At 70.9% G+C, this 25,223-nt stretch carries 22 protein-coding genes; 20 read left to right on the top strand and 2 right to left on the bottom strand.

Going from position 1 to position 25,223, the window contains the following annotated elements; translation table 11 throughout:
* Positions 1-23: 23 nt before the first annotated feature.
* Positions 24-476 carry a hypothetical protein gene (locus ACL00U_RS09695; protein ID WP_017887161.1) on the top strand — a complete coding sequence of 151 codons (453 nt, stop codon included), beginning with the start codon at positions 24-26 and terminating at the stop codon, positions 474-476.
* An 8-nt stretch (positions 477-484) separates the two neighbouring features.
* Positions 485-1,447 carry a bifunctional riboflavin kinase/FAD synthetase gene (locus ACL00U_RS09690; RefSeq protein ID WP_017887162.1) on the top strand — a complete coding sequence of 321 codons (963 nt, stop codon included), beginning with the start codon at positions 485-487 and terminating at the stop codon, positions 1,445-1,447.
* A gap of 152 nt (positions 1,448-1,599) precedes the next feature.
* On the opposite strand, the gene ACL00U_RS09685 is transcribed toward ACL00U_RS09690, so the two are convergent.
* Both ACL00U_RS09685 and ACL00U_RS09680 read right to left on the bottom strand, forming a co-directional pair.
* A complete protein-coding gene (locus ACL00U_RS09685; RefSeq protein WP_017887163.1) occupies positions 1,600-2,832 on the bottom strand; it encodes a DUF349 domain-containing protein in 1,233 nt (410 codons plus the stop codon).
* Between the two features lie 113 nt (positions 2,833-2,945).
* The gene (locus ACL00U_RS09680; protein WP_412873332.1) at positions 2,946-3,758 is read right to left on the bottom strand and encodes a peptidylprolyl isomerase; all 813 of its coding nucleotides are present in this window, start codon (positions 3,756-3,758) and stop codon (positions 2,946-2,948) included.
* Between the two features lie 129 nt (positions 3,759-3,887).
* Here ACL00U_RS09680 and ACL00U_RS09675 point away from each other — a divergent pair, with 129 nt between their 5' ends.
* The 18 genes from ACL00U_RS09675 (at position 3,888) to carB (ending at position 25,213) form a co-directional block, all read left to right on the top strand.
* Complete coding sequence (locus tag ACL00U_RS09675; protein ID WP_083389349.1) at positions 3,888-5,240, top strand: replication-associated recombination protein A; 1,353 nt, start codon at positions 3,888-3,890, stop codon at positions 5,238-5,240.
* Between the two features lie 249 nt (positions 5,241-5,489).
* Positions 5,490-6,119: a 30S ribosomal protein S4 gene (gene rpsD / locus ACL00U_RS09670; RefSeq protein WP_017887166.1), complete on the top strand. Its 630-nt coding sequence runs from the start codon at positions 5,490-5,492 to the stop codon at positions 6,117-6,119.
* A 123-nt stretch (positions 6,120-6,242) separates the two neighbouring features.
* Entirely contained in the window at positions 6,243-6,425 is a 183-nt protein-coding gene (locus ACL00U_RS09665; protein ID WP_017887167.1) for a hypothetical protein, read from the top strand.
* Between the two features lie 60 nt (positions 6,426-6,485).
* Positions 6,486-9,143 (top strand): alanine--tRNA ligase, encoded by a 2,658-nt coding sequence (gene alaS, locus ACL00U_RS09660; protein WP_017887168.1) that lies wholly within the window; start codon positions 6,486-6,488, stop codon positions 9,141-9,143.
* 8 nt (positions 9,144-9,151) lie between these two features.
* Positions 9,152-9,595, top strand: a complete 444-nt coding sequence (gene ruvX, locus ACL00U_RS09655) for a Holliday junction resolvase RuvX (RefSeq protein WP_031259739.1) — start codon at positions 9,152-9,154, stop codon at positions 9,593-9,595.
* Positions 9,596-9,687: 92 nt separating this feature from the next.
* A complete protein-coding gene (gene mltG / locus ACL00U_RS09650; protein WP_284761260.1) occupies positions 9,688-11,268 on the top strand; it encodes an endolytic transglycosylase MltG in 1,581 nt (526 codons plus the stop codon).
* 42 nt (positions 11,269-11,310) lie between these two features.
* The gene (gene aroC, locus ACL00U_RS09645; RefSeq protein WP_031259741.1) at positions 11,311-12,531 is read left to right on the top strand and encodes a chorismate synthase; all 1,221 of its coding nucleotides are present in this window, start codon (positions 11,311-11,313) and stop codon (positions 12,529-12,531) included.
* The gene (locus ACL00U_RS09640; protein ID WP_214585010.1) at positions 12,528-13,109 is read left to right on the top strand and encodes a shikimate kinase; all 582 of its coding nucleotides are present in this window, start codon (positions 12,528-12,530) and stop codon (positions 13,107-13,109) included. The genes aroC and ACL00U_RS09640 overlap by 4 nt, the downstream gene beginning before the upstream one ends.
* Positions 13,106-14,203 carry a 3-dehydroquinate synthase gene (aroB, locus tag ACL00U_RS09635; protein ID WP_017887173.1) on the top strand — a complete coding sequence of 366 codons (1,098 nt, stop codon included), beginning with the start codon at positions 13,106-13,108 and terminating at the stop codon, positions 14,201-14,203. The genes ACL00U_RS09640 and aroB overlap by 4 nt, the downstream gene beginning before the upstream one ends.
* A 178-nt stretch (positions 14,204-14,381) precedes the next feature.
* The gene (locus tag ACL00U_RS09630) at positions 14,382-16,073 is read left to right on the top strand and encodes an ABC1 kinase family protein (RefSeq protein WP_017887174.1); all 1,692 of its coding nucleotides are present in this window, start codon (positions 14,382-14,384) and stop codon (positions 16,071-16,073) included.
* Positions 16,074-16,183: 110 nt separating this feature from the next.
* Positions 16,184-16,747 (top strand): elongation factor P, encoded by a 564-nt coding sequence (efp, locus tag ACL00U_RS09625; protein WP_017887175.1) that lies wholly within the window; start codon positions 16,184-16,186, stop codon positions 16,745-16,747.
* A gap of 11 nt (positions 16,748-16,758) precedes the next feature.
* Positions 16,759-17,211 (top strand): transcription antitermination factor NusB, encoded by a 453-nt coding sequence (gene nusB / locus ACL00U_RS09620; protein ID WP_017887176.1) that lies wholly within the window; start codon positions 16,759-16,761, stop codon positions 17,209-17,211.
* Between the two features lie 24 nt (positions 17,212-17,235).
* Positions 17,236-17,835 carry a bifunctional pyr operon transcriptional regulator/uracil phosphoribosyltransferase PyrR gene (pyrR, locus tag ACL00U_RS09615; RefSeq protein ID WP_017887177.1) on the top strand — a complete coding sequence of 200 codons (600 nt, stop codon included), beginning with the start codon at positions 17,236-17,238 and terminating at the stop codon, positions 17,833-17,835.
* Complete coding sequence (locus ACL00U_RS09610) at positions 17,835-18,809, top strand: aspartate carbamoyltransferase catalytic subunit (protein WP_194590527.1); 975 nt, start codon at positions 17,835-17,837, stop codon at positions 18,807-18,809. The genes pyrR and ACL00U_RS09610 overlap by 1 nt, the downstream gene beginning before the upstream one ends.
* Complete coding sequence (locus ACL00U_RS09605) at positions 18,806-20,164, top strand: dihydroorotase (protein ID WP_017887179.1); 1,359 nt, start codon at positions 18,806-18,808, stop codon at positions 20,162-20,164. Before ACL00U_RS09610 ends, ACL00U_RS09605 begins: the two co-directional genes overlap by 4 nt.
* Positions 20,161-20,724, top strand: a complete 564-nt coding sequence (locus tag ACL00U_RS09600) for a hypothetical protein (protein WP_042540296.1) — start codon at positions 20,161-20,163, stop codon at positions 20,722-20,724. Before ACL00U_RS09605 ends, ACL00U_RS09600 begins: the two co-directional genes overlap by 4 nt.
* Positions 20,721-21,920: a glutamine-hydrolyzing carbamoyl-phosphate synthase small subunit gene (gene carA / locus ACL00U_RS09595; protein ID WP_140448092.1), complete on the top strand. Its 1,200-nt coding sequence runs from the start codon at positions 20,721-20,723 to the stop codon at positions 21,918-21,920. Before ACL00U_RS09600 ends, carA begins: the two co-directional genes overlap by 4 nt.
* Positions 21,920-25,213, top strand: a complete 3,294-nt coding sequence (gene carB, locus ACL00U_RS09590) for a carbamoyl-phosphate synthase large subunit (protein WP_263136368.1) — start codon at positions 21,920-21,922, stop codon at positions 25,211-25,213. The genes carA and carB overlap by 1 nt, the downstream gene beginning before the upstream one ends.
* The last annotated feature ends 10 nt before the right edge of the window (positions 25,214-25,223 follow it).

The raw sequence follows: 25,223 nt of genomic DNA, 5'->3' as shown, positions 1-25,223 counted from the left end.
CGCGCGTCGGTAGAATCGGTGCAATGGCGACCAGATCCTCACTCGCGACCGGCATCGGCCGCGTCCTCATCGCCGTGTACGGCATCCTCGCGCTGGCGGCGACCGGACGCAGCGTCGTGCAGATCATCGAGAAGTTCTCGTTCGCACCGTTCGCGTACACGCTCAGCGCCGTCGCCGCGGTGGTGTACATCGTCGCGATGATCGCCCTCATCGTGCCCGGTCGGTTCTGGTACCGGGTCGCCTGCGTCACGATCGCGTTCGAGATGACCGGGGTGCTCGTCATCGGCACCCTGTCGCTGTTCGACCGTCAGCTGTTCCCCGACGACACCATCTGGTCGTACTACGGCATGGGCTACGCCTTCGCGCCGCTCGTGCTCCCGATCGCCGGGCTCTGGTGGCTCCGCAAGCACCACCGCACCGCGGTCGCCGAGCCGACACCGGTTGCGTCCTCGTCCACTGCCCCGGCGAGCGAGTAGGGGCCGCCGTGCAGTTCTACGAGGACACCGCCGACGTGGCGGACGGGTTCGGGCCGAGTGCGGTCACCATCGGCAAGTTCGACGGTGTGCACGTCGGGCACCGAGCCGTCATCGCGCACCTGGAGCGTGCCGCGCGCGAGCACGACCTCGTGGCGACCGTGGTGACGTTCGACCGGCACCCACTCAACGTGATCGACCCACCGCACGTCCCGCCGGCCCTGACGAGCACCGCGCAACGCCGCGAACTGCTCGAGGACGCCGGGGTCGACGCGACCCTGCTGCTCCGCTTCGACCAGGAACTCCAGTCGAAGTCGCCCGAGGCGTTCGTGTCCGAGATCCTCGTCGACACCCTGCACGCCCGCCTGGTGTTCGTCGGCAGTGACTTCCGCTTCGGCGCGAAGGGCGCCGGTGACGTCTCCCTGCTGCGTGTCCTGGGGGAGCAGCACGGGTTCACGGTCGAGCTCATCGACGACGTGGACCTGATCGACGACGTCCGACCCGACGACGAGCGCCGGGTGTCCTCCACCTGGATCCGTGAGCTGCTCGGCCAGGGCCGCGTGGCCGAGGCCGCACGGCTCCTCGGGCGTGAACACGCCGTCCGCAGCGTCGTGGTGCACGGCAACCAGCGCGGCCGCGCGATGGGGTACCCCACCGCGAACCTCGATCCGGCGTGCGAGGGGTTCGTCCCCGCCGACGGTGTCTACGCTGCGCGGGTGCTCCACGACGGCACGGTCTACCCGGCCGCGGTGTCGGTCGGCAACAACCCGACGTTCGAGGGCGTGCCGGCCAAGCAGATCGAGGCACACCTGCTCGACGTCGACATCGACCTGTACGGCGACCGGATCTCGGTGCTCTTCGTGTCGTACGTTCGCGGCATGGTGAAGTTCTCGTCGATGGACGAGCTCGCCGCGCAGATGCGCCAGGACGACCTGGACATCCGACTGCTCCTCGGGCTGCCCGCGCCGGTCTGAGCCGCGTGTCCGCCGTCCCCGCGATCACGCTGATCCGGCCTGCACGCTGATCCGGCCTGCACGCTGAGTCGGCCTGCATGCTGTGCTCGGCCCGCACGACGACGCCCCCGTGACCGTTCCGGTCGCGGGGGCGTCGTGGGTGGTGCTGCGGCTCAGCCGCCCAGGGCGTCGAGCCAGATCTTGCGGGCGTCGAGGGCTTCCTGCGCGTCCTTGATCTTCCGGGCGTCACCGGTGGCCTGGGCCGCGGCGAGCTCGGACTGGAGCTTGCCGATGGCGTCCTCGAGCTGGCTCGCGAGACCGTTCTGACGGGCCTTGCGCTCCGGGTTCGATTCCTTCCAGTGCGCGTCCTCGAGCCCACGGACGTGGTCCTCGATCGCGCGCAGGCGGTCCTCGACACGACGGACATCGGCGCGGGGGACCTTGCCGATCTCGTCCCACCGGCGCTGGATCCCGGTCAGGGTCTTGCGCGCGGCGACCCGGTCGGTCGCCTGCAGGAGCGGCTCGGCCTCGGTCAGCAGGGCCTGCTTCGCTTCGAGGTTGGCGGAGAACTCTTCGTTCTCGGCCGCGCTCTCGGCGTGGCGCTGCTCGAACAGCACGTCACCGGCGGCCTTGAAGCGGGCCCAGAGTGCGTCGTCGTGCCGCTTGCCCGCACGCCCGGCGTTCTTCCAGTCGTCGAGGAGCTGACGGTAGTCCGGGATCGCGTCGGAGCCGCGGGGTGCGAGGGCCTCGGCCTGCGCCACGAGCTCCTGCTTGCGGGTCCGGGCGTCACGGTGCTGTGCGTCCAGCTCGGAGTAGAAGGCACGACGGTGCTGGTCGACGGTGGACCGCGCTGCGCGGAACCGCTTCCAGAGGTCGTTCGCCTCGTTCTTGGGGATCCGGGGCCCGTCGTGCTGGTGCTGCTGCCAGCGTGCGAACACGTCGTCGAGCTGCGCCGTGATCTGCTTCCACTGCGCGCGCGCCGGGTCGACCGCGGCGAGTGCCTCGGCTTCCTCCACCAGGGCGGTGCGGTGCGCCAGCGCGTCCTGCAGGGCCTGCTGCGCCTGCTCTGCCTGCTCCTTGGTGAGCGAGCCGAGCTGCTCGGCCAGGACACCCACGCGGGTCTCGAGCGACTTGATGTCGCCCACCACCCGTGCGTCGGCCACCAGGGCCGTCAGGTGCTCGACCGTCCGGGCGACGTCGTTCGCCGACGCGCCGCGCTGGACGCGCTGCTCGGCGATCTTCACCTGCCCCTCGAGGTCGGCGTACTTCCGCGCGAAGTAGGCGAGTGCTTCTTCGGGGGTGGCGTCCGGGTACTCACCGACAGCACGTTCGGTCTCTTCGTACCGGACGTACACGGTCCCGTTCTCGTCGACCCGCCCCCAGGTCGTTGCTTCGTCAGATCCCACAGGTCTCGCCTCGATCGTGGTCGTGCATCGCCGACGTCACCGTCGGCACGGTCAGGTCGTCAGCCTATTGCACGGACGGGCTCCGCCGCCCGACCGGTGCGACGGGTTGTGGACTACTTCTGCTCCGCGATGGTCGCGTCGGTGATCTTCGTCGTCACCTTGGGCTCGCCGGTGCCGTCGCTGCCGGGGGACGCGATGCCCTTCGCAGCGATCTCCGACTCGAGCTCGGACAGGCCGCTCGTGACCTTCCCGACGACCGTGTAGCCGCCTGTGGAGCCGTCGAGCGTGGTGTCCCCGTAGACGATGAAGAACTGCGTCGACTGCGAGTAGGGGGAGTCCGACCGAGCGATCGCGATCGTGCCCTTCTCGTAGACGCCGTCCTTCGGCACGTTCTCGAGCGGGCCGTACTCGAAGCCCGCGTCGCCGGTACCGTCGCCGTTCGCGGATCCGCACTGCAGGAACTTCAGACCGGCGCTGTCGGCGAGTCGGTGGCACGTGGTGCCGTTGTAGAACTGGTCGCGGATCAACGAGATCTCGGCACTCGCGGCCTGCGGTGCCTTCGCCCCGTCGAGCTCGATGCCGAGGTCGATGCTCTTGTTGAGCGTGAGCGTGCCCGTCCAGGTCGCGCCCTTCGCGATCGACTTGCTCGGCACGTCGCCGGTGTTGCCGGCCGTCGCACTGGCCGACGGCGTCGCCGTGGACGACCCGGAGGTGCTCGGTGTCGGGGCGTCCGACCCCCGCGACCCGGCGAAGGCGAGCTGCGACCCGGTGGCGAGGGCCGCGACGAGGACGAGGGCGCCTGCACCGATCAGGTTGTCGCGCACACGGCGGCTGCGCTGCCGCTCGTGCAGGCCCTGACGGGCTTGGTAGAGGCGGAGCCGCTCGCGCGCCTCACGGTTGTCACGCGCTGGGTTCTTCGGTGCCACGGTGCTGGTCTGCCCTCTCGTCGCAGTGTGCAACGAGCGTAGCCGAACGGTCACCGCCACCGGCTCGGAGGCGCGGCGTGCGTCGGTGGTGCGGCTTACGATTGCAGGATGGCAGCGGATCGTTCGGGCATGCACGCGCCCACCACGGGTGGTCGCGCCGGTCTCGCGCAGGGTTCCGTCCCGCTCGCCGTCCGGATGCGACCGACCAGCCTCGACGAGGTCGCCGGCCAGCAGCACCTGCTCGGGCGGGGCTCACCCCTCGTGCAGCTCGCCACCGGCACGCGTGACAACCCCGGCGGGGTCTCCGTGATCCTCTGGGGTCCGCCCGGCACCGGGAAGACCACGCTGGCGCAGGCCATCGCACGCCAGTCCGGCCGCGAGTTCGTCGAGCTCTCCGCCGTGACCGCCGGCGTGAAGGACGTGCGCGAGGTCATGGAGAAGGCACTGACCCACCGCGACCTGTACGGGTCGACCACGGTGCTGTTCCTCGACGAGATCCACCGGTTCAGCAAGGCCCAGCAGGACGCCCTGCTGCCCGGCGTCGAGAACGGGTGGGTGATCCTGATCGCAGCCACCACCGAGAACCCGTCGTTCTCGGTCATCTCGCCGCTGCTCTCCCGCTCCCTGCTCCTGACGCTCAAACCACTCACCGATCCCGACCTCGGCATGCTCGTCGACCGTGCGGTCGAGGACCCCCGGGGCCTCGGCGGCGCCGTCGTCCTGGGCGACGAAGCCCGCAGTTCGATCATCCGGCTCGCCTCCGGCGACGCCCGACGCGCCCTCACCGCGCTCGAGGCCGCTGCGGCATCGGCCACCGCGGCGCAGGACGATGACGACGACACCGTGCCCGTCGTCGACGCCGACACCGTCGCCGCCGCGGTCGACCGGGCACTGCTCCGCTACGACCGACAGGGCGACGAGCACTACGACGTCATCAGCGCGTTCATCAAGTCGGTACGGGGGAGCGACGTCGACGCAGCCCTGCACTACCTCGCCCGCATGATCGAGGCCGGCGAGGACTCCCGGTTCATCGCGCGGCGGATCATCATCTCCGCGTCCGAGGACATCGGCATGGCCGACCCGCAGGCGCTGTCCATCGCGGTCGCCGCGGCGCAGGCCGTCCAGCTCATCGGCATGCCCGAGGGCCGCATCCCCCTGGCCGAGGCGGTCGTCTACCTGGCGACGGCACCGAAGTCGAACGCCGCCTACAACGGAGTGAACCAGGCGATGGCCGACGTCAAGGCGGGGCGGATGGGCACCGTGCCGATGCACCTGCGCGACGCGCACTACGCCGGGGCGAAGCGACTCGGGCACGGCAAGGGGTACGTCTACTCGCACGACGCCGAGCACGGGGTCGCCGAGCAGCAGTACCTGCCGGACGCCCTCGAGGGCACCGAGTACTACACCCCGACGGCCAACGGGTACGAGCGAGAGGTCGGGCCGCGGCTCGAACGACTCCGGAAGATCACACGCGGGCACTAGTGTCGGTGCTTCTGCGCCGGGCTGGATGCTGCTAGCATTGCCGGGCCTACGTCCTGGTCCTCGAGCACGGCTGCGTCGAGGACAGAGTGCCACTCCGGTGGTACGGGGGCAGAGGTTCGGACTGTAGCCGTCCGATCCCACAGGCTCATCCCTCTGGATCCCGTCGTCGGGACCGAGCACGTGCTGCACCACTGAGCGTGCTGTTGGAGTGCCCGGCGAGTATTCAGTTCGAACAGAGAAAAGGACCCTGTGTCTACCAAGTCACGTACCCGCAGCAAGACCCGCCTGTCGCGCGCGCTCGGCATCCCGCTGACGCCGAAGGCGGCCCGTTACCTCGAGAAGCGCCCCTACGGGCCCGGTGAGCACGGCCGTACGCGCCGTCGTGCGGACAGCGACTACGCCGTCCGCCTCCGTGAGAAGCAGCGTCTGCGCGCCCAGTACGGCATCCGCGAGAAGCAGCTCCGCATCGTCTTCGAAGAGGCCCGCAAGACGAAGGGCCTGACCGGTGAGAACCTGGTCGAGCTCCTCGAGCAGCGCCTCGACGCCCTCGTGGTCCGTGCCGGGTTCGCCCGCACCACCGCGCAGGCCCGTCAGCTGATCGTGCACCGTCACATCCTCGTCGACGGCAAGCTCGTCGACCGCCCCTCCTTCCGCGTCAAGGAGGGCCAGCTGATCCACGTCAAGGCGAAGTCCGAGTCGATGGAGCCCTTCCAGGTCGCCGCTGCCGGTGGCCACCAGGAAGTCCTCCCGAAGGTCCCGGGCTACCTCGAGGTCGAGATCGAGAAGCTCCAGGCCCGCCTCGTGCGTCGCCCGAAGCGCGCCGAGGTCCCCGTGACCTGTGAAGTGCAGCTCGTCGTCGAGTACTACGCAGCTCGCTGATCCACTGATCACACCCGAACGGCGGGTCGTCCTCTCGAGGGCGACCCGCCGTTCGGCGTTCCGGCACCGGCGGCTAAGCTTGTCCGGGCATGCACCGCCCGGGTGCACAGAGGGAGAGGCACCGTGAAGCAGCTGTTCTTCGTCGCCGTCGGCATCGTCATCGGCTTCGCCGTCGCACACCGGGTCGCCCAGACCTCCGGTGGCGCCCGGCTCTTCGCCGAGGTGAACGCCAAGACGAAGGCCTTCACGGGTGCCGTCGCGGACGGCTACCGATCGCGCGACGCCGAGCTCCGCACGGACGTCTGAGCGCTCCGCTTCGAGCTGTCACGACTCTCCTCCACCCACGACCTGAACCCAGGAAGCACCATGCAGACCGCAGAGATCCGCCGCCGTTGGCTCCAGTACTTCGGTGACCGCGGCCACACCGTCGTCCCGTCCGCGTCCCTCGTCTCCGACGACCCGTCGCTCCTCTTCACGGTCGCCGGCATGGTGCCGTTCATCCCGTACCTGACCGGGCTCATCCCGGCGCCGTTCCCGCGGGCGACGAGCGTGCAGAAGTGCATCCGGACGAACGACATCGAAGAGGTCGGCAAGACCCCTCGCCACGGCACGTTCTTCCAGATGAACGGGAACTTCTCGTTCGGCGACTACTTCAAGGAGCAGGCGATCCAGTTCGCCTGGGAGTTCCTCACCAAGTCGGAGACCGACGGGGGGCTCGGCTTCTCGCCCGACGACCTCTGGGTCACCGTCTACGAAGAGGACGACGAGGCGATCGCCTTCTGGAAGCAGCACTCGTCGCTGCCCGACGAGCGGATCCAGCGTCTGGGCAAGGACACGAACTACTGGTCGACCGGGCAGCCCGGACCCGCGGGTCCCTGCTCCGAGATCTTCTTCGACCGCGGCCCCGACCACGGCATCGACGGCGGCCCGGCCACCGACGACGACCGCTACGTCGAGATCTGGAACCTCGTCTTCATGCAGTACCAGATCGCCGACGTGCGGTCGAAGTACGACTTCGAGATCACGGGCGAACTGCCGAACAAGAACATCGACACCGGCATGGGGCTCGAGCGCGTCGCCTTCATCAAGCAGGGCGTCGACAACATGTACGAGATCGACCAGGTGCGCCCGGTGCTCGACCGCGCGGCCGAGATCTCCGGCCGTCGCTACGGTGCCGTGCACGAGGACGACGTGCGCATGCGTGTCATCGCCGACCACGTCCGTTCCTCGCTGATGCTCATCGCCGACGGCGTGAGTCCGTCGAACGAGGGCCGCGGGTACATCCTCCGCCGCCTGCTCCGCCGGACCGTGCGCGCCATGCGCCTGCTCGGCGTCGAGGCCGCCACGTTCCCCGAGCTCTTCCCGGCGTCCCGCGACGCGATGCGCGACGCCTACCCCGAGGTGGCGTCCGACTACGACCGGATCTCCCGCATCGCCTACGCGGAAGAGGAGACCTTCCTCCGCACCCTGGCGCAGGGCACGACCATCCTCGACGTCGCGGTCGAGCGCGCGAAGCAGGACGGTGCCCCGTCGATCGGCGGCGACACGGCGTTCCTGCTGCACGACACCTTCGGGTTCCCCATCGACCTGACGATGGAGATGGCCGAGGAAGCCGGCGTGCACGTCGACCGCACGGCCTTCGAGACCCTGATGTCCGAGCAGCGCGCCCGGGCGAAGGCCGACGCGAAGAGCAAGAAGACCGCGATCGCCGACCTGAGCGTCTACAGCGCGTTCCGGGCGAAGGGCGAGACGACCTTCCTGGGCTACGACGCACTCGAGACCGAGACGCGCGTGCTCGGCATCATCGTGGACGGCGTCAGCGTCGACCGCGCGGTGGTGGGCGACATCGCCGAGGTCATCCTCGGCGAGACCTCGCTGTACGCCGAGTCCGGCGGCCAGGACGCCGACCAGGGCTCGATCGTCGGCAACGGGTTCGACCTCGAGGTCCTCGACGTCCAGCGACCGGTCTCCGGGCTCTGGAGCCACACCGTGCAGGTCCGCTCCGGCGAGGTCGGGGTCGGCGACGCCGCGAGCACCGTCGTCGATGCCGAGTACCGCCGTGGCGCGACCCAGGCACACTCCGCGACGCACCTGGTGAACGCGGCGCTCCGCGACATCCTGGGGCCGGAGGCGCTGCAGGCCGGTTCGTACAACAAGTCCGGCTACATGCGCCTCGACTTCTCGTGGTCGCAGCCCGTGTCGCTCGAGACCCGCTCCGAGATCGAGGAGGTCGTGAACACCGCGATCCGCACCGACCTCGAGGTGTCCACGCGCATCCTGCCCATCGACGAGGCGAAGGCCCTCGGCGCGCAGGCCCTGTTCGGTGAGAAGTACGGCGCCGAGGTCCGCATGGTCGACATCGGCGGCCCGTGGTCCCGCGAGCTCTGCGGTGGCACCCACGTGGCCTCGAGTGCACAGATCGGACTGGTCAACCTGGTGGGGGAGTCGAGCGTCGGTTCGACGAACCGCCGCGTCGAAGCGCTGGTCGGGCTCGAGGGGTTCCGCGACCTCGCCGTCGAGCGCACGATCGTGTCGCAGCTCTCCAGCGCGCTCAAGGCACCTCGTGCCGACCTGCCGGCCCGCGTGCAGAACCTGATGGAGGACCTGCGGAGCGCCCAGAAGAAGCTCGCCGAGTACGAGTCGGCGAACCTGCAGCAGCGCGTGCCCGCCATCGCCCGCAACGCCACGACCGTCGGTGCCACCACCGTGGTCGCCGAGACGGTCGACGGACTGCAGTCCGGCGACGACCTGCGCTCGCTCGCCACCGGTGTGCGGGGCCAGCTCGGTGACGGTGCTGCCGTCGTCGTGCTCGGGGCGGTCGTCGGTGGCAAGCCGATCGTGATCGTCGCGACCAACGACGCCGCTCGTGCTGCGGGCGTGCAGGCGGGCCCCCTGGCGAAGGAGGCCGCCGGCGTGCTCGGTGGCGGTGGCGGTGGCAAGCCGGACCTGGCGCAGGGCGGCGGGACCGACGCGGCCGCGCTCCCCGCGGCGCTCCGTGCCGTGACCGCACGGCTCGCGGGCTGACCGTGGGCATCCGGTCCGGGCGGCGGCTCGGCGTCGACGTCGGGCGCGCCCGGATCGGGGTCGCGGTGTGCGACCGTGACGGCCTGCTGGCGACGCCGGTCGAGACCGTCCGTCGCGACGACTCGAAGGACCTCCGGCGCATCCTCGAGCTCGCGGACGAGTACGACGTCGTCGAGGTCGTGGTCGGTCTGCCCCTGTCGATGTCGGGCGCGGACACCGCCTCGACCGAGGACGCCCGCGTGTTCGCCGCCCGGATCGCAGCGCGTCGTCCGGTGCGCCTGGTGGACGAACGACTGTCGACGGTGACCGCCCAGCGCGGGCTGCACCAGGCCGGCAAGAACACGAAGAAGTCCCGGGCCGTGATCGACCAAGCAGCCGCTGTTATCATTCTGCAACACGCGCTCGACCACGAGCGCAGTGCAGGTGCCCCTCCGGGCACCACGCTTCCCTGACAGGGCTGCCCGGTACCGCGCAAGGGTGCTCCCGTCGTCAGTCCGCGGACGACGGTGCCCAGGTGGAGTTCCCGACCGAGAGACCGAGGACGTTGGCAGACGATCTGGACTGGAACGCGATCATCGCGCCCGGCAACGACGCCGAGCGGCGGAAGGCGACTTCCGACCGCACGACAGGCACCGATGACCGCGACGACGCTGGTCGGGTGACCCCACCACCCGCGCCTCCGATGTCCCGACGCGAAGCCCGCGCACTCGAGGCCGAACGAGCCCGCGTCGCCGGCTCACCCGCCCCGGAGCCCACCGACGAGCCGCAGGCCCCCGAGCCGGCCGACGATGCTCCGGCGACCACGCGCGACGAACGCCCGGCGTCTCCCGCCGACGCACCGATCGCCACCAGCCCCGACGAGCTGCACCCCGAGGTCGCAGCACTCCTGACCGGCGAACTGCCGACCGGGTCCGCGGCGACCGCCGCGGGCGGCGGGTCCGGTGCCGACGGGACGGACCACGGCGACGCGACCGGCGGCGGTGGCGCCGCGGGAGGCGGCGGACGCGGGGGACGAGGCGGCAGAGGACGCTCCTCCAGGCAGCCGCGCGACCCGCGACCGAAGCGTCGACGCGGACCGCTCGTCGCCGGGCTCGTGATCGTCGCGGTGGTGCTGGCCGCGGGTGTCGGGGCCTACACGTTCGCCGCCCCGAAGATCCAGCAGCTGATCGGCGCGATCAGCGGTGCGCAGGAGCCCGACGACTACACCGGTGACGGCACCTCGAAGGTGACCATCACCATCAAGCAGGGGGACATCGGCGAGAACGTCGCCGCGACGTTGCAGCGCAGCGGCGTCGTCAAGGACTCGAAGGTGTTCTACAAGCTCCTGCTCGCCTCGCCGGACGTGCAGTTCCAGCCCGGTTCGTACGCGCTGAAGAAGCAGATGAGCTCGAAGTCCGCGCTGGCCGCCCTGCAGGACAAGGACAACCGGGTCCAGGCGTCGATCATCATCCCCGAGGGCACCGCGCTGGCCGACATCGAGGCCGGCATGGTCTCGAAGGCCGGCCTGACGAAGAAGCAGGTCGACGCGGCCGCGAAGGACCTGTCGGCGTACGACCTGCCGGCAGGCGTCACGACGCTCGAGGGCTGGCTCTTCCCCGCGACCTACCCGATCAACCCGGGCTGGTCCGCCGAACAGTACTTCAAGTCGATGGTCGACACGATGAAGGAGCACCTCGCCGCCGCCGGCGTCAAGGAGGCCGACCAGGAGCGCACCATCGTCTTCGCGTCGCTGGTGCAGAAGGAAGCCGGGCTCGCGGCCGACTACCCGAAGGTCGCGCGGGTGTTCCAGAACCGGCTCGACCAGGGCATGAAGCTCCAGTCCGACGCCACGGTCGCGTACGGCACGGGCAACACGCACACCGTGACCACGACCGACGAGGAGCGCGCGGACGCCTCGAACGAGTACAACACCTACGTGCACGAGGGGCTGCCGCCCGCGCCGATCTCGAACCCGGGTGACGTCGCGATCAAGGCGGTCACGGCTCCGGCCGCGGGCAAGTGGCTGTACTTCGTGACGGTCGACCTGGAGTCGGGCAAGACGGTCTTCTCGGACACCTACGACCAGCACCTGGTCGCGGTCGACCAGTTCCAGGCCTGGCTGCGGGCGCACCCCGACTACCAGTAGGCGCCGACGTCGCACGGACGAACGCTGTGGGAGGATTGCCGCATGCTTCGTTGGTTGACCGCTGGTGAGTCCCACGGACCCGAACTGATCGCCATGCTCGAGGGCCTGCCCGCGGGTGTCCCGGTGTCGTTCGAGTCCATCCGTGCCGACCTCGCACGCCGCAAGCTCGGCTACGGCCGCGGCTCGCGGATGAAGTTCGAGCAGGACGAGCTGCACGTGTCCGGCGGCGTCCGACACGGTTACTCGCTCGGCAGCCCCATCGCGATCCGCATCGGCAACACCGAGTGGCCGAAGTGGGTCGAGGTCATGAACCCCGAGCCGATCGAGTCCACCGAGATGTCCCGCGGCCGGAGCGCCCCGCTCACCCGACCGCGTCCGGGTCACGCCGACCTGGTCGGCATGCAGAAGTACGGCTTCGACGAGGCCCGCCCGGTCCTGGAGCGTGCGAGCGCCCGTGAGACCGCGGCACGCGTGGCGCTCGGCGCCGTCGCGAAGTCCTTCCTGGCCGAACTCGGCATCCGTTCGGTGGCGCACACGCTGCAGGTCGGGACGGTCCGGGTGCCGGACGGCACCGACCTGCCGCTGCCCGACGACGTGGACCGCCTCGACGAGGACCAGCTGCGCTGCTTCGACGCCGAGACCTCCGCGCGCATGGTCACCGAGGTCGAGGCCGCCAAGAAGGACGGCGACACCCTCGGCGGTGTCGTCGAGGTGCTGTTCTACGGTGTTCCGCCCGGCCTCGGCTCGCACGTCCACTGGGACCGCCGGCTCGACGCCCGCCTCGCCGCGGCGATCATGGGCATCCAGGCCATCAAGGGTGTCGAGGTCGGCGACGGCTTCGCGACCGCCGGTCGCCGTGGCTCCGCGGCCCACGACGAGCTGTACCGCGAGGACGGCGAGATCTACCGCACGAGCGACCGTGCCGGTGGGACCGAGGGTGGGATGTCCACGGGCACCGTGCTGCGCGTCCGAGCCGGCATGAAGCCGATCGCCACGATCCCGCACGCCCTGCACACGGTGGACGTCGTCTCCGGTGAGGACGCCGCGGCGCACCACCAGCGCTCGGACGTCTGCGCTGTGCCGGCTGCGGGGGTCGTCGCCGAGGCGATGGTGGCCCTGGTGCTCGCCGACGCGGTGCTCGAGAAGTTCGGCGGCGACAACGTCGTCGAGACCAAGCGCAACCTCGACGCCTACCTGGCCGCGATCCCGGAGACCCTGCGCACGCGCCGGACCGAGCCCTCGGCGACCTCGACCGACCTGTGAGCACCGACGTCCGACGCGCCGACGCGCCCGTGGTCGTCATCGGCCCGATGGGTGCCGGCAAGTCGAGCGTCGGCAAGCGGGTGGCGAAGGCCCTCGGTGTGCCGTTCACGGACACCGACCGGGCCATCGTCCGCGAGCACGGACCGATCCCCGGCATCTTCGCCGACCGCGGTGAGCCGGCGTTCCGTGCGCTCGAGGCCGAAGCCGTCCGGGCAGCGCTGTCCACGGGCGGCGTCGTCGCCGTCGGCGGGGGAGCCGTCACCCACGCGGACACCCGGCGGGCCCTGACCGGAGCGCGCATCGTCCTGCTCACCGTCTCGCCCGAGGCCGTCGCCGAGCGCATCGCCGGGTCCGACCGGCCGTTGCTGGCGAACGGTGGGATCGACGCCTGGCAGACGATCATGGACGAGCGAGCGGCCACCTACGCCGAACTCGCGCACGTCGTGGTCGACACGTCCCGACGGCCGATGTCCCGTGTGGTCGACGACGTCGTCACGTGGGTGCGCAGCGACGCTGGCACTCACGCCGCGCCCGGCAGCACGACCAGCAGCACCACCAGCACCGAAGGAGCACCGTGACCGAGCCGACCCTGCCCGCCGGGACCACCGAGATCCGGGTGGGCGGTGACGACGGCTACACGGTGGCCGTCGGCACGGACCTGCTCGGCACCCTGCCCGGGATACTGGGCCCGCGTGTCGCGAAGGTCCTGATCGTGCACTCGCCGACGCTCGGCGCCCGGGCGAACGAGCTCCGAGCACTCCTGGTCGAAGCAGGCCTCGAGGCCCTGATCGCCGAGGTCCCCGACGCCGAAGGCGCCAAGCGTGTCGAGGTCGCGGCGTTCTGCTGGCAGATCATGGGGCAGGCCGACTTCACCCGCACCGACGCGGTCATCGGCCTGGGCGGCGGTGCCGTCACCGACCTCGCCGGCTTCGTCGCCGCGACGTGGCTGCGCGGTGTCGCGTACGTGTCCGTCCCGACGAGCGTGCTCGGCATGGTGGACGCCAGCGTCGGCGGCAAGACGGGCATCAACACGAACGAGGGCAAGAACCTGGTCGGCGCCTTCTCCGCCCCCCGCGCCGTCGTCGTGGACCTCGACCTCGCCCGCACCCTGCCGCGCAACGAGATCCTGACCGGGTTCGCCGAGATCGTGAAGGCCGGGTTCATCGCCGTGCCCGAGATCCTGGACATCGTCGAGGCCGACGTCGCCCGGGTGACCGACCCGACGACGCCGGAGTTCCGCCGGGTCGTCGAGCTCGCCATCGCGCTCAAGGCCGAGGTCGTGTCGGACGACTTCACCGAGCAGGGCCGACGCGAGATCCTGAACTACGGGCACACCCTGGGGCACGCGATCGAGCACGCCGAGCGGTACCAGTGGCGCCACGGCGCGGCGGTGTCGGTCGGCATGGTGTTCGCCGCCGAACTCGCCCGGCTGACCGGACACCTGGACGACGCCACGGTCGACCGTCACCGGACGATCCTGGAGTCGCTCGAGCTTCCGACCTCGTACGGCGTCGGACGGTGGCAGGGGCTGCTCGCCACCATGCGTCGCGACAAGAAGGCCCGTGCCGGCATGCTGCGGTTCATCATCCTGGACGGCGTCGGCAAACCCGTCGTGCTCGAGGGCCCCGAGGACCACCTGCTCTTCACCGCCTACCAGGAGGTCGGCGTCTAGCCTGCTCGGTCAGCGCAGGCCCCGACGAATCCACTGCAGAGACCGAGCCCCGCGCCGGGCCCGCGCGGACCTGTGGAAGCCGCGCCGGGCCTCCAGGCTGTGGAGGAGGATGGGACGACGTGACGGACGGCACCACCCGCACGCGGCGGACCCAGCAGCGGGGAGCAGACTGACGGGCGTGCCCACCCCACCCCGACTGAGCGACCTCTCCGGCCCGCGCGACGCCGACACCGGCACGCTGCGCTCCCGGGGCCGGCGTTTCACCGAACTCCTCTCGATCGCCCGCCGACACCACCTGGTCCCCTTCCGCCGCCTCGACTTCTCGCACGACCCGGCGACCTCGGACCTGCGTCGCGACCAGGCCGAGCACCTGCGCCGCGCGCTCGAGGAAGCCGGCGGCGGGTTCGTGAAGATGGGCCAGCTGCTCTCCACGCGCGACGACCTGCTGCCCGAGGAGTGGACCGAGGGACTCGCGCACCTGCAGCGGAACGTCACGGCGGCGCCGGCGGACGAGGTCCGTGCGCTGCTCGAGCAGGAGCTCGGTGCGCCGGTCGACCAGGTCTTCGCCACGTTCGACCCGGTGCCGGTGGCGGCGGCGTCGATCGCGCAGGTGCACCGCGCCCGGCTGCCCGACGGCACCGCGGTCGCCGTGAAGGTGCAGCGGCCGGGCATCGACGCCGCCGTGCGCCGCGACGTCGACATCGCCCTGCGGGTCGTCCGGTTCATGGCCAGGTGGTCGACCGAGGCGCGACAGGTCGGCGTGCAGGACATCGCCGGCCAGTACGCGGACGACCTGATCCGTCAGGTGGACTTCGTGTCCGAGCTGCGGAACCTCACTGCGCTGCGTGCGGCCCAGGCCCGCAGCGCGCGTCCGGACGAGGTCCGGTTCCCGGACCCCTACCCGGACCTGTCCGGCCGGCGTGTGCTGGTGATGGAGTTCCTGGAGGGCGACACGCTCAGCGCGATCCGCGCCGAGCGCTCCGAGCGCGACCTCGACGCGCCGATGCGCGCGATCCTCCGCGCCTTCCTGCGCCAGGTCGTCTTCGACGGCCTGTACCACGCGGACCTGCACCCGGGGAACGTCCTGGTGCTGCCCGACGGGCGGCCCGCGTTGATCGACTTCGGATCGGTCGGGAGGCTCGACCCGGGTCTCCGGGACACGGTCCAGGACCTGTTGGCCGCCTACCTGCAGGACGACACGTCGCGGATCGCCGATGCGGTCCTGCGGATGGCGCCCGTGCGCGATGCGCACGACGAGCCCGACTTCCGTCGGGACATCGCCCGCTTCGTCGCGGACGAGCTCGGTCCGGGGGCACGCATCGGCGTCGACACCGTGGACGACGCGGTCGAGGTCTTCGGGCGGTACCGGTTGAAGCCGCCGCCGGACTTCGTCGCTGCGGCGCGTGCCCTGGCGATCTTCGAGGGCACACTCCGCACGCTCGCACCGTCCTTCGACCTGCTCGAGGAGTCCCGCGGACTCGCCCGGGAGCAGATCACCGACCAACTCCGGCCGGGCAAGCTCCGCGACCTGGCGGCGAAGGAGCTGCTCGGGGTCGTGTCCGCGGCCCGTCGGCTGCCCCGCCGGGTGGACCGCATCGGCGAGGCGATCGAGACCGGCCGGTTCACGGTGAACATCCGGCTCTTCGCGGACAGCCGCGACCGGCAGCTCGTGTCCGGCATGATCCGGCGCATCCTGCTCGTGCTGCTCGGGGCCGGGGCGGGGGTCCTGGCGATCGTGTACCTGTCGTTGCCGGCGCGGCCGACGGCGACCCTGTCCACCGGGGTCGCGGGTGCGTTGCTCGGGGGAGCGGCGGTGGTGCTGCTCGCCTGGGCGGCGATCGACGCCTGGCTCGCCCGACGACGGCGCTGAGCGCGACGGGCACCGCTCCGGCCGCCGGGCGGGCGTCCGCTACACTCGTCCGGGGCCGTCCGCGGCCCGAGGACACATCACAACACGACCGAACGGGACACCGACGACTCATGGCCAGTACCACAGACATCAAGAACGGCGCCGTTCTCATCATCGACGGCCAGCTGTGGTCGGTCGTCGAGTTCCAGCACGTCAAGCCGGGCAAGGGCGGCGCGTTCGTCCGCACCAAGCTGAAGAACGTCGTCTCCGGCAAGGTCGTCGACCGCACGTTCAACGCCGGCGCGAAGATCGACACCGCCGTCGTCGACCGTCGTGACTACCAGTTCCTCTACGAGGACGGCGACTCCTACGTGTTCATGGACACCGACACGTACGACCAGATCCCGGTCTCCGCGACCGTGGTCGGCGACGCCAAGAACTACCTGCTCGAGTCCGCGATGGTCACCATCGCCATGAACGAGGGCAACCCGCTGTACGTCGAGCTCCCGACGTCGATCGTCACCGAGGTCGAGACCGAGCCCGGCCTGCAGGGTGACCGTTCGTCCGGTGGCACCAAGGACGCGACCATCATCGCGACCGGTCACCGCATCCAGGTCCCGCTGTACCTGGAGAGCGGCACCCTGGTGAAGATCGACACGCGCGACGGCAGCTTCCTCGGCCGCGTCAACTCCTAGGCGCTGACCGTATGAGTGCTCGTTCGAAGGCCCGCAAGCGCGCCCTCGACATGCTGTACGTCGCCGAGGTGCGCGAGCTGCCGATCGCGGACGTGCTCGCCACCGAGACGGTCCGGCACCTGGACCAGCCGGAGCGTGCCTCCAGCTGGGACTACGCCCGGCAGATCGTCACGGGTGTCGACGACGCCCGTCACGAGATCGACGCCGTGATCGTCGACCACGCCCAGGGCTGGTCGATCGCCCGGATGCCGGTCCTCGACCGCTGCATCCTGCGGATGGCCGTCTGGGAGCTCCGGTTCAACCCCGAGGTCCCCGACGCCGTCGCGATCGCCGAGGCGGTCGAGCTCGCGCAGTCGCTGTCCACCGAGGACTCTGCCGGCTTCGTCAACGGCGTGCTCGGGGCCGTCGCCGGCGGTCGTGCACCGTCTGGTCGGACGGTCGCAGGAGACCAGGAGTCCCGGTAGGGTTGGCCACGTCAGCATCCTTTAATGCCGTCCAGTGAGGCGGGGAAGGGGGTCGACGTGGGAACCAGAACGGTCCTGCAACAGCCCGACATCACGCGTGCCCTGACACGCATCGCGCACGAGATCCTCGAAGCCAACCACGGGGGCTCGGACCTCGTGCTCCTCGGCATCCCGACCCGCGGCGCCGTCCTGGCGGAACGCCTCGGCCGGATCCTGGCCGGCATCGAGCCGGAGTGGTCCTCGGCCGCCGGTGGCATCGGGACGGAGCGTGTCGGCACGCTCGACGTCACCATGCACCGCGACGACCTCGGCCACGGCATCGGTCGAGCCCCCCACCGGACGGTCATCCCCGCCGGTGGCATCGACGGCAAGGTCGTCGTGCTCGTCGACGACGTGCTGTACTCCGGCCGCACCGTCCGCGCCGCGCTCGACGCGCTGCAGGGCATCGGCCGGCCGCGTGCCGTCCGGCTCGCCGTGCTCGTCGACCGCGGCCACCGCGAACTGCCGATCCGCGCGGACCACGTCGGCAAGAACCTGCCCACGGCGTCCGACGAGCGGGTCACGCTGCACCTGGCCGAGACCGACGGCGACGACACCGTGTTCATCGAGCAGGGGGTGGCGTGATGCGGCACCTGCTCTCCACCGCCGACCTGTCCCGCGACCAGGCCGTCCACATCCTCGACGTCGCCGAGGAGATGGCCGAGGTCAACACGCGCGAGGTCCGGAAGCTCCCGGCCCTGCGCGGCAAGACCGTGGTGAACCTGTTCTTCGAGGACTCCACGCGCACGCGCATCTCGTTCGAGGCCGCCGCGAAGCGTCTGTCCGCCGACGTCCTGAACTTCGCCGCGAAGGGCTCGAGCGTCTCGAAGGGCGAATCCCTGAAGGACACCGTGCAGACCCTCGGCGCGATGGGCATCGACGGCATCGTCATGCGCCACGGCGCGTCCGGTGCCCCGCGGGTGCTCGCCGACGCCGACTGGATCGACGTGCCGGTGGTCAACGCCGGCGACGGCACCCACGAGCACCCGACGCAGGCGCTGCTCGACGCCTTCACGATGCGCCGCCGCCTGCACGGCACCGGTTCGCGCGGCCAGGGCCTCGACGGCGTGCGGGTCCTGATCATCGGCGACGTCCTGCACAGCCGTGTCGCCCGCTCGAACGCCTGGCTGCTCCGCACCCTCGGCGCGAGCGTGACCTTCGCCGCGCCACCGACCCTGCTGCCCGCCACGACGACACCGTTCGGCGCCGCGGTGCACCACGACCTCGACACCGCCCTGGCCGAGGACCCGGACGTCGTCATGACGCTCCGCATCCAGCAGGAACGCATGAACGACGCCTTCTTCCCGAACCCGCGCGAGTACACGCGGCACTGGGGCCTGACGGCGGCGCGCTTCGGACGGCTGTCCGAGCGCACGCTGATCATGCACCCCGGTCCGATGAACCGCGGACTCGAGATCGCCGGCGTCGCCGCCGACGACCCCCGCTCGACCGTCGTCGAGCAGGTCGAGAACGGCGTCTCGGTCCGGATGGCCGTCCTCTACCTCGCCCTGACGGGCAACGCCGGCAACGGCACCGACGCGAAGGAGTCCGCCGCATGACCGCTCACCTGATCCGTGGCGCGCAGCTGGTCGACGGCTCGCGTGCCGACATCCGTCTGGAGGGCCGGCGCATCACCGCGATCGGGTCCGGTCTCGACGCGGTCGGCGCCACCACCGTGGACGCGGACGGGCTCATCGCCCTGCCCGGTCTCGTGGACCTCCACACCCACCTGCGCGAGCCCGGCCACGAGGAGTCCGAGACGGTCCTCACCGGCTCGCGTGCCGCGGCCGCCGGCGGCTTCACCGCCGTGAACGCGATGGCGAACTCGAGCCCCGTCGCCGACACCGCGGGCGTCGTCGAGCAGGTGCAGGCGCTCGGCGACGACGCCGGGTACGTCACGGTCCGCCCGATCGGCGCCGTGTCGCAGGGGCTGCAGGGCACGCACCTGTCCGAGATCGGTGCGATGGCGACCTCGCGGGCGAAGGTCCGGGTGTTCTCGGACGACGGCTCCTGCGTGGCCGACCCGCTGCTCATGCGCCGCGCACTCGAGTACATCAAGGGGTTCGGCGGGGTGCTCGCGCAGCACGCCCAGGAGCCACGCCTGACCATCGGCGCGCAGATGAACGAGGGCCGGCTGTCCTCCGAGCTCGGCCTCGCCGGGTGGCCCGCCGTCGCGGAAGAAGCGATCATCGCCCGCGACGTCCTGCTCGCCGACCACGTCGGGGCGCGGCTGCACGTCTGCCACGTCTCGACGGCCGGCAGCGTCGAGGTGATCCGCTGGGCGAAGTCCCGTGGCATCGACGTCACGGCCGAGGTCACGCCGCACCACCTGGTGCTCACCGAGGACCTCATCGCCGGGCACGACGGCGCCCCCGGGTACGACGCCCGCTACAAGGTGAACCCGCCCCTCCGCGCCCGGGAGGACGTCGAGGCGCTCCGCGCGGCCCTGGCCGACGGCACCATCGACATCGTCGCGACCGACCACGCACCGCACACCGCCGAGGCGAAGTGCTGCGAGTGGCCCGCCGCCGCGAACGGCATGGTCGGTCTCGAGTCGGCGCTGAGCGTGGTGCAGTCCGCCGTGGTCGACGACGGCCGGCTCGACTGGGCCGACGTCGCCCGGGTGCTGTCCGAGGCGCCGGCGCGGATCGGTCAGGTCGAGGGGCACGGGCAGCGCATCGCCGAGGGCGCGCCCGCCGAGATCACGCTCTACGACCCGTCGGCCAGCCGTGAGTTCGCGGTCACCGACCTCGCCGGCCAGTCGCAGAACTCGCCGTACCTCGGCATGACCCTGCCGGGCCGGGTCGTCGCGACCTTCCACCAGGGGTACGCGACGGTGCTCGACGGCCGGGTCGTCGACGCGGACACGATCGCGGCGCACGCCGCGGCGCTCCGGACAGGGGCGCGCGCATGAGCGGCGACACGCAGCGCTGGCTCCTCGGCGCGGTGATCCTGCTCGCGGTCGCCGCCCTGTTCGTCGCGATGGCGCGCACCTGGCGGACGCGGACCAGGAAGCAGGCGGAAGCCGTGCCTCCGGTCCGGGTGCCGGCCGACCTGGCACCGGCGGTCGGGTCGTGGGACGGGTTCACCGTCGCGACGACCCGCGCCGACCAGCCGTTGGAACGCATCACCGCAGGCGGCCTCGGGTTCCGCGGCCGCGGCGGGGTGACGGTCCACGCGACCGGCGTGGTGATGCGCCTCGCCGGTACCGACGACCGCTGGATCGCGCGCGACGCGGTCCGCGGCGCCGACCGCTCCACGTGGGCCATCGACCGCGTGGTCGAACCCGGGGGACTGGTCCGTCTGCGATGGACGGCGACCGGCGCCGCAGGTGCGACGGACCTGGACACCTACTTCCGGTTCCCGGAGGGCGACGCAGCCGCGCTGCACGCCCTGCAGGGACTGACCGAGACCGGGCCGCAGGCGACTGCGGCCGATGCTCCGCGAACCGCGGGCGAAGGGAAGAAAGCATGACACGCGAACGGGCCGTCCTGGTCCTCGAAGACGGCACCCGGTACGACGGCTGGGCCTACGGCGCCCGTGGGCGCACGCTCGGCGAGGTGGTCTTCGCGACCGGCATGACCGGCTACCAGGAGACGCTGACCGACCCCTCCTACGCCGGGCAGATCGTGGTGCAGACCGCGCCGCACATCGGCAACACGGGGGTGAACGACGAGGACCCCGAGTCCCGTCGCATCTGGGTCGCCGGGTACGTGGTGCGCGACCCCAGCCGCGTGGTGTCGAACCACCGCGCGAACGCCACGCTCGACGACCACCTGGTGCGCGACGGCATCGTCGGCATCGCAGGGATCGACACCCGCGCCCTCACCCGCCGCATCCGTGACGCCGGTGCCATGAAGGGCGGCGTCTTCAGCGGCGCCGACGCGGCACTGCCGGAGTCGGAGCAGCTGGACGCCGTGCGGTCGCAGGCCACCATGGCGGGCGCGAGCTTCTCGTCGCTGGTGTCCACCCCGGAGACGTACGTGGTGCCGGCCGAAGGTGAGCAGATCGGCACCCTGGCCGTCCTCGACCTCGGTGTGAAGGCGTCGACCACCCGGTACCTCGCCGCCCGCGGCTTCGAGGTGCACGTCGTGCCGCAGGACATCTCCGCCGAGGAGCTGGAAGCCCTCGCACCGGATGCCCTCTTCTACTCGAACGGCCCCGGTGACCCCGCCGCCTCGGACGCGCAGGTCGAACTGCTGCAGGGCAGCCTGCGCACCGGCCGGCCGTTCTTCGGCATCTGTTTCGGCAACCAGCTGCTCGGCCGTGCCCTGGGCTTCGGCACCTACAAGCTGCCCTTCGGCCACCGCGGCATCAACCAGCCGGTGCTCGACACGACCACGGGCAAGGTCGAGATCACGAGCCAGAACCACGGCTTCGCGGTCGACGCGCCCCTGGGCGAGGTCATCGAGTCGCCGGCCGGGTTCGGTCGGGTCGAGGTCTCGCACTACTCGCTGAACGACGACGTGGTCGAGGGTCTCCGAGCGCTCGACGTGCCGGCGTTCAGCGTGCAGTACCACCCCGAGGCCGCCGCCGGGCCGCACGACAGCATGTACCTCTTCGACCGGTTCGCGGACATGGTGCGCGAGCGTCGCGACGGTGAGCCGCTCGACGCGGCCACCGCCGACGCCACGACCCCCGCAGCAGACATCACCAAGGAAGCGAACTGATGCCCAAGCGCGCAGACATCAACTCCGTCCTCGTCATCGGTTCCGGCCCGATCGTCATCGGTCAGGCCGCCGAGTTCGACTACTCCGGCACCCAGGCGTGCCGCGTCCTCCGGGCCGAGGGCGTCCGGGTCATCCTGGTCAACCCGAACCCGGCGACGATCATGACCGACCCCGACTTCGCCGACGCGACCTACATCGAGCCGATCACGAACGCGTCGCTCGAGGAGATCATCCGCATCGAGAAGCCGGACGCCGTCCTGCCGACCCTCGGTGGTCAGACGGCCCTGAACGCGGCCATCGCGCTCGACGAGGCCGGCATCCTCGCCAAGCACGGCGTCGAGCTCATCGGCGCCAAGGTCGAGGCGATCCAGCGCGGCGAGGACCGCCAGCTCTTCAAGGAGCTCGTGCTCGAGTCCGGTGCCGACGTCGCCCGCAGCCACATCGCGCACACGCTCGAAGAAGCGAAGGAGTTCGCGAAGGACCTCGGGTACCCGCTGGTCGTCCGCCCGTCCTTCACCATGGGCGGCCTCGGCTCGGGCTTCGCCTACAACGAGGCCGAACTCGTCCGCTTCGTCGGCGACGGGCTGCAGTCCAGCCCGACGACCGAGGTCCTGCTCGAGGAGTCCATCCTCGGCTGGAAGGAGTACGAGCTCGAGCTGATGCGCGACAACTACGACAACACGGTCGTCATCTGCTCCATCGAGAACGTCGACCCGGTCGGTGTCCACACCGGTGACTCGATCACGGTCGCCCCCGCGCTGACCCTGACCGACCGCGAGTACCAGAACATGCGGAACATCGGCATCGACATCATCCGTCGCGTCGGCGTCGACACCGGTGGCTGCAACATCCAGTTCGCCGTCGACCCGTCCAACGGCCGCGTCATCGTCATCGAGATGAACCCCCGCGTGTCCCGCTCGTCGGCCCTGGCGTCGAAGGCCACGGGGTTCCCGATCGCGAAGATCGCCGCGAAGCTCGCGATCGGCTACCGGCTCGACGAGATCGAGAACGACATCACGAAGGTCACCCCGGCGAGCTTCGAGCCGACGCTCGACTACGTGGTCGTGAAGACCCCGCGGTTCGCGTTCGAGAAGTTCCCGGCGGCCGACGCCACCCTGACCACGACGATGAAGAGCGTCGGCGAGGCGATGGCCATCGGCCGGAACTACGCCACGGCGCTGCAGAAGTCGCTGCGCTCGCTCGAGAAGCGCGGGTCGAGCTTCCACTGGGACACCCCGGCGTCCGAGCTCGACAAGGACGCCCTGCTGGCGAAGTCGTCGATCCCGACCGACGGCCGCATCGTCACGGTCCAGCAGGCCCTGGTCGCGGGTGCCACCGCGGACGAGGTCTTCGAGGCCACCAAGATCGACCCCTGGTTCATCGACCAGATCGTGCTCATCAACGAGGTCGCGGACGAGGTCCGTGCCGCGGACACCCTCGACGCGGACACGATGCGCTGGGCGAAGGAGCACGGCTTCAGCGACACCCAGATCGCGAGCCTGCGCAGCACGGACGCGGCACCGGTCTCCGAGCAGCAGGTCCGTGACGAGCGGCACGCCCAGGGCATCCGGCCGGTCTTCAAGACGGTCGACACCTGCGCCGGCGAGTTCCCCGCCCTGACGCCGTACCACTACTCGTCGTACGACACCGAGACCGAGATCACGCCGAGCGACCGCAAGAAGGTCGTCATCCTCGGTTCCGGTCCGAACCGCATCGGGCAGGGCGTCGAGTTCGACTACTCCTGCGTGCACGCGTCCTTCGCGCTGAGCGCCGCCGGGTTCGAGACGATCATGATCAACTGCAACCCCGAGACCGTGTCGACCGACTACGACACCTCGGACCGCCTGTACTTCGAGCCGCTCACGGCCGAGGACGTCCTCGAGGTCATCGAGGCCGAGGCGGCGTCCGGCGAACTCGTCGGTGTCGTCGTGCAGCTCGGTGGTCAGACCGCACTGGGCCTGGCGAAGCCGCTCGAGGCCGCCGGGATCCCGATCCTCGGCACCAGCCCCACCGCGATCGACTCGGCCGAGGAGCGCGGGCAGTTCTCCGCCATCCTCGACGCGGCCGGGCTGCTCGCACCGCGGAACGGCACGGCCCACGACCTGACGAGCGCCACCACGGTCGCCGAGGAGATCGGGTACCCGGTCCTCGTCCGCCCGTCGTTCGTGCTCGGCGGCCGCGGCATGGAGATCCTCTACGACTCCCCGTCGCTCGCGGACTACTTCGACCGGATGGCCGACCAGGCGATCATCGGCCCGGAGCTCCCGCTGCTGGTGGACCGGTTCCTCGACGACGCGGTGGAGATCGACGTCGACGCGCTCTTCGACGGCGAGCGGCTCTACATCGGCGGCATCATGGAGCACCTCGAAGAGGCCGGCATCCACTCCGGCGACTCGGCGTGCACCCTGCCCCCGGTCGGTCTCGGCCGCGCGGAGATCCAGGGCGTCGTCGACGCGACCGAGAAGATCGCCCGCGGCATCGGCGTGCAGGGCCTGCTCAACGTCCAGTTCGCCATCGGCGCCGGCGTGCTCTACGTCCTCGAGGCGAACCCGCGCGCCAGCCGCACGGTGCCCTTCGTCTCGAAGGCACTCGGCATCCCGCTGGCCAAGGCCGCGTCCCGCATCATGACCGGCACCACGGTCGCCGAGCTCGTCGCCGAGGGCATGCTGCCCGAGCGCGACGGTGCCTTCGTGCCCGCGCAGTCGCCGGTCGCCGTCAAGGAAGCCGTGCTGCCCTTCCGGCGCTTCCGCACCCGCGAGGGCCAGGTCGTCGACTCGGTGCTCAGCCCCGAGATGCGCTCCACCGGCGAGGTCATGGGCATCGACCGCGACTTCCCGCGGGCCTTCCTCAAGTCGCAGGACGCCGCGTACGGCGGCCTGCCGACCAGCGGCACGGTCTTCGTGAGCGTCGCCGACACCGACAAGCGCGCGATCGTGCTGCCGGTGCACCGCCTGCAGCAGCTCGGCTTCACGATCATCGCGACCGAGGGCACGGCGGAGATCCTCCGGCGCAACGGCATCGAGGTCGGCATCGTCGGCAAGTACAGCCAGGGTGGCGAGAGCGTCGTCGACCTGCTGGCCACCGGCGAGGTCGACATCGTCATCAACACGCCGTCCGGTGCTGCCGGTCGTGCGGACGGGTACGAGATCCGTGCGGCCACGGTCGCGGCGGACAAGCCGCTGTTCACGACGATCGCGCAGATCGGTGCGGCCGTCGCGGCGATCGAGACGATCGGTTCGCCGCTCAACGTCCGCAGCCTGCAGGACTACGCGCTCGAGCGCGCCACCTGGTGACGGCTGCCAG

Origin of the sequence: Curtobacterium poinsettiae, assembly GCF_047226435.1 — a bacterium.
In the GTDB taxonomy this organism is placed as follows: domain Bacteria; phylum Actinomycetota; class Actinomycetes; order Actinomycetales; family Microbacteriaceae; genus Curtobacterium; species Curtobacterium poinsettiae.
Note: the sequence above shows the minus strand (reverse complement) of the source record. Positions and strands in the feature narration are given on the sequence as shown.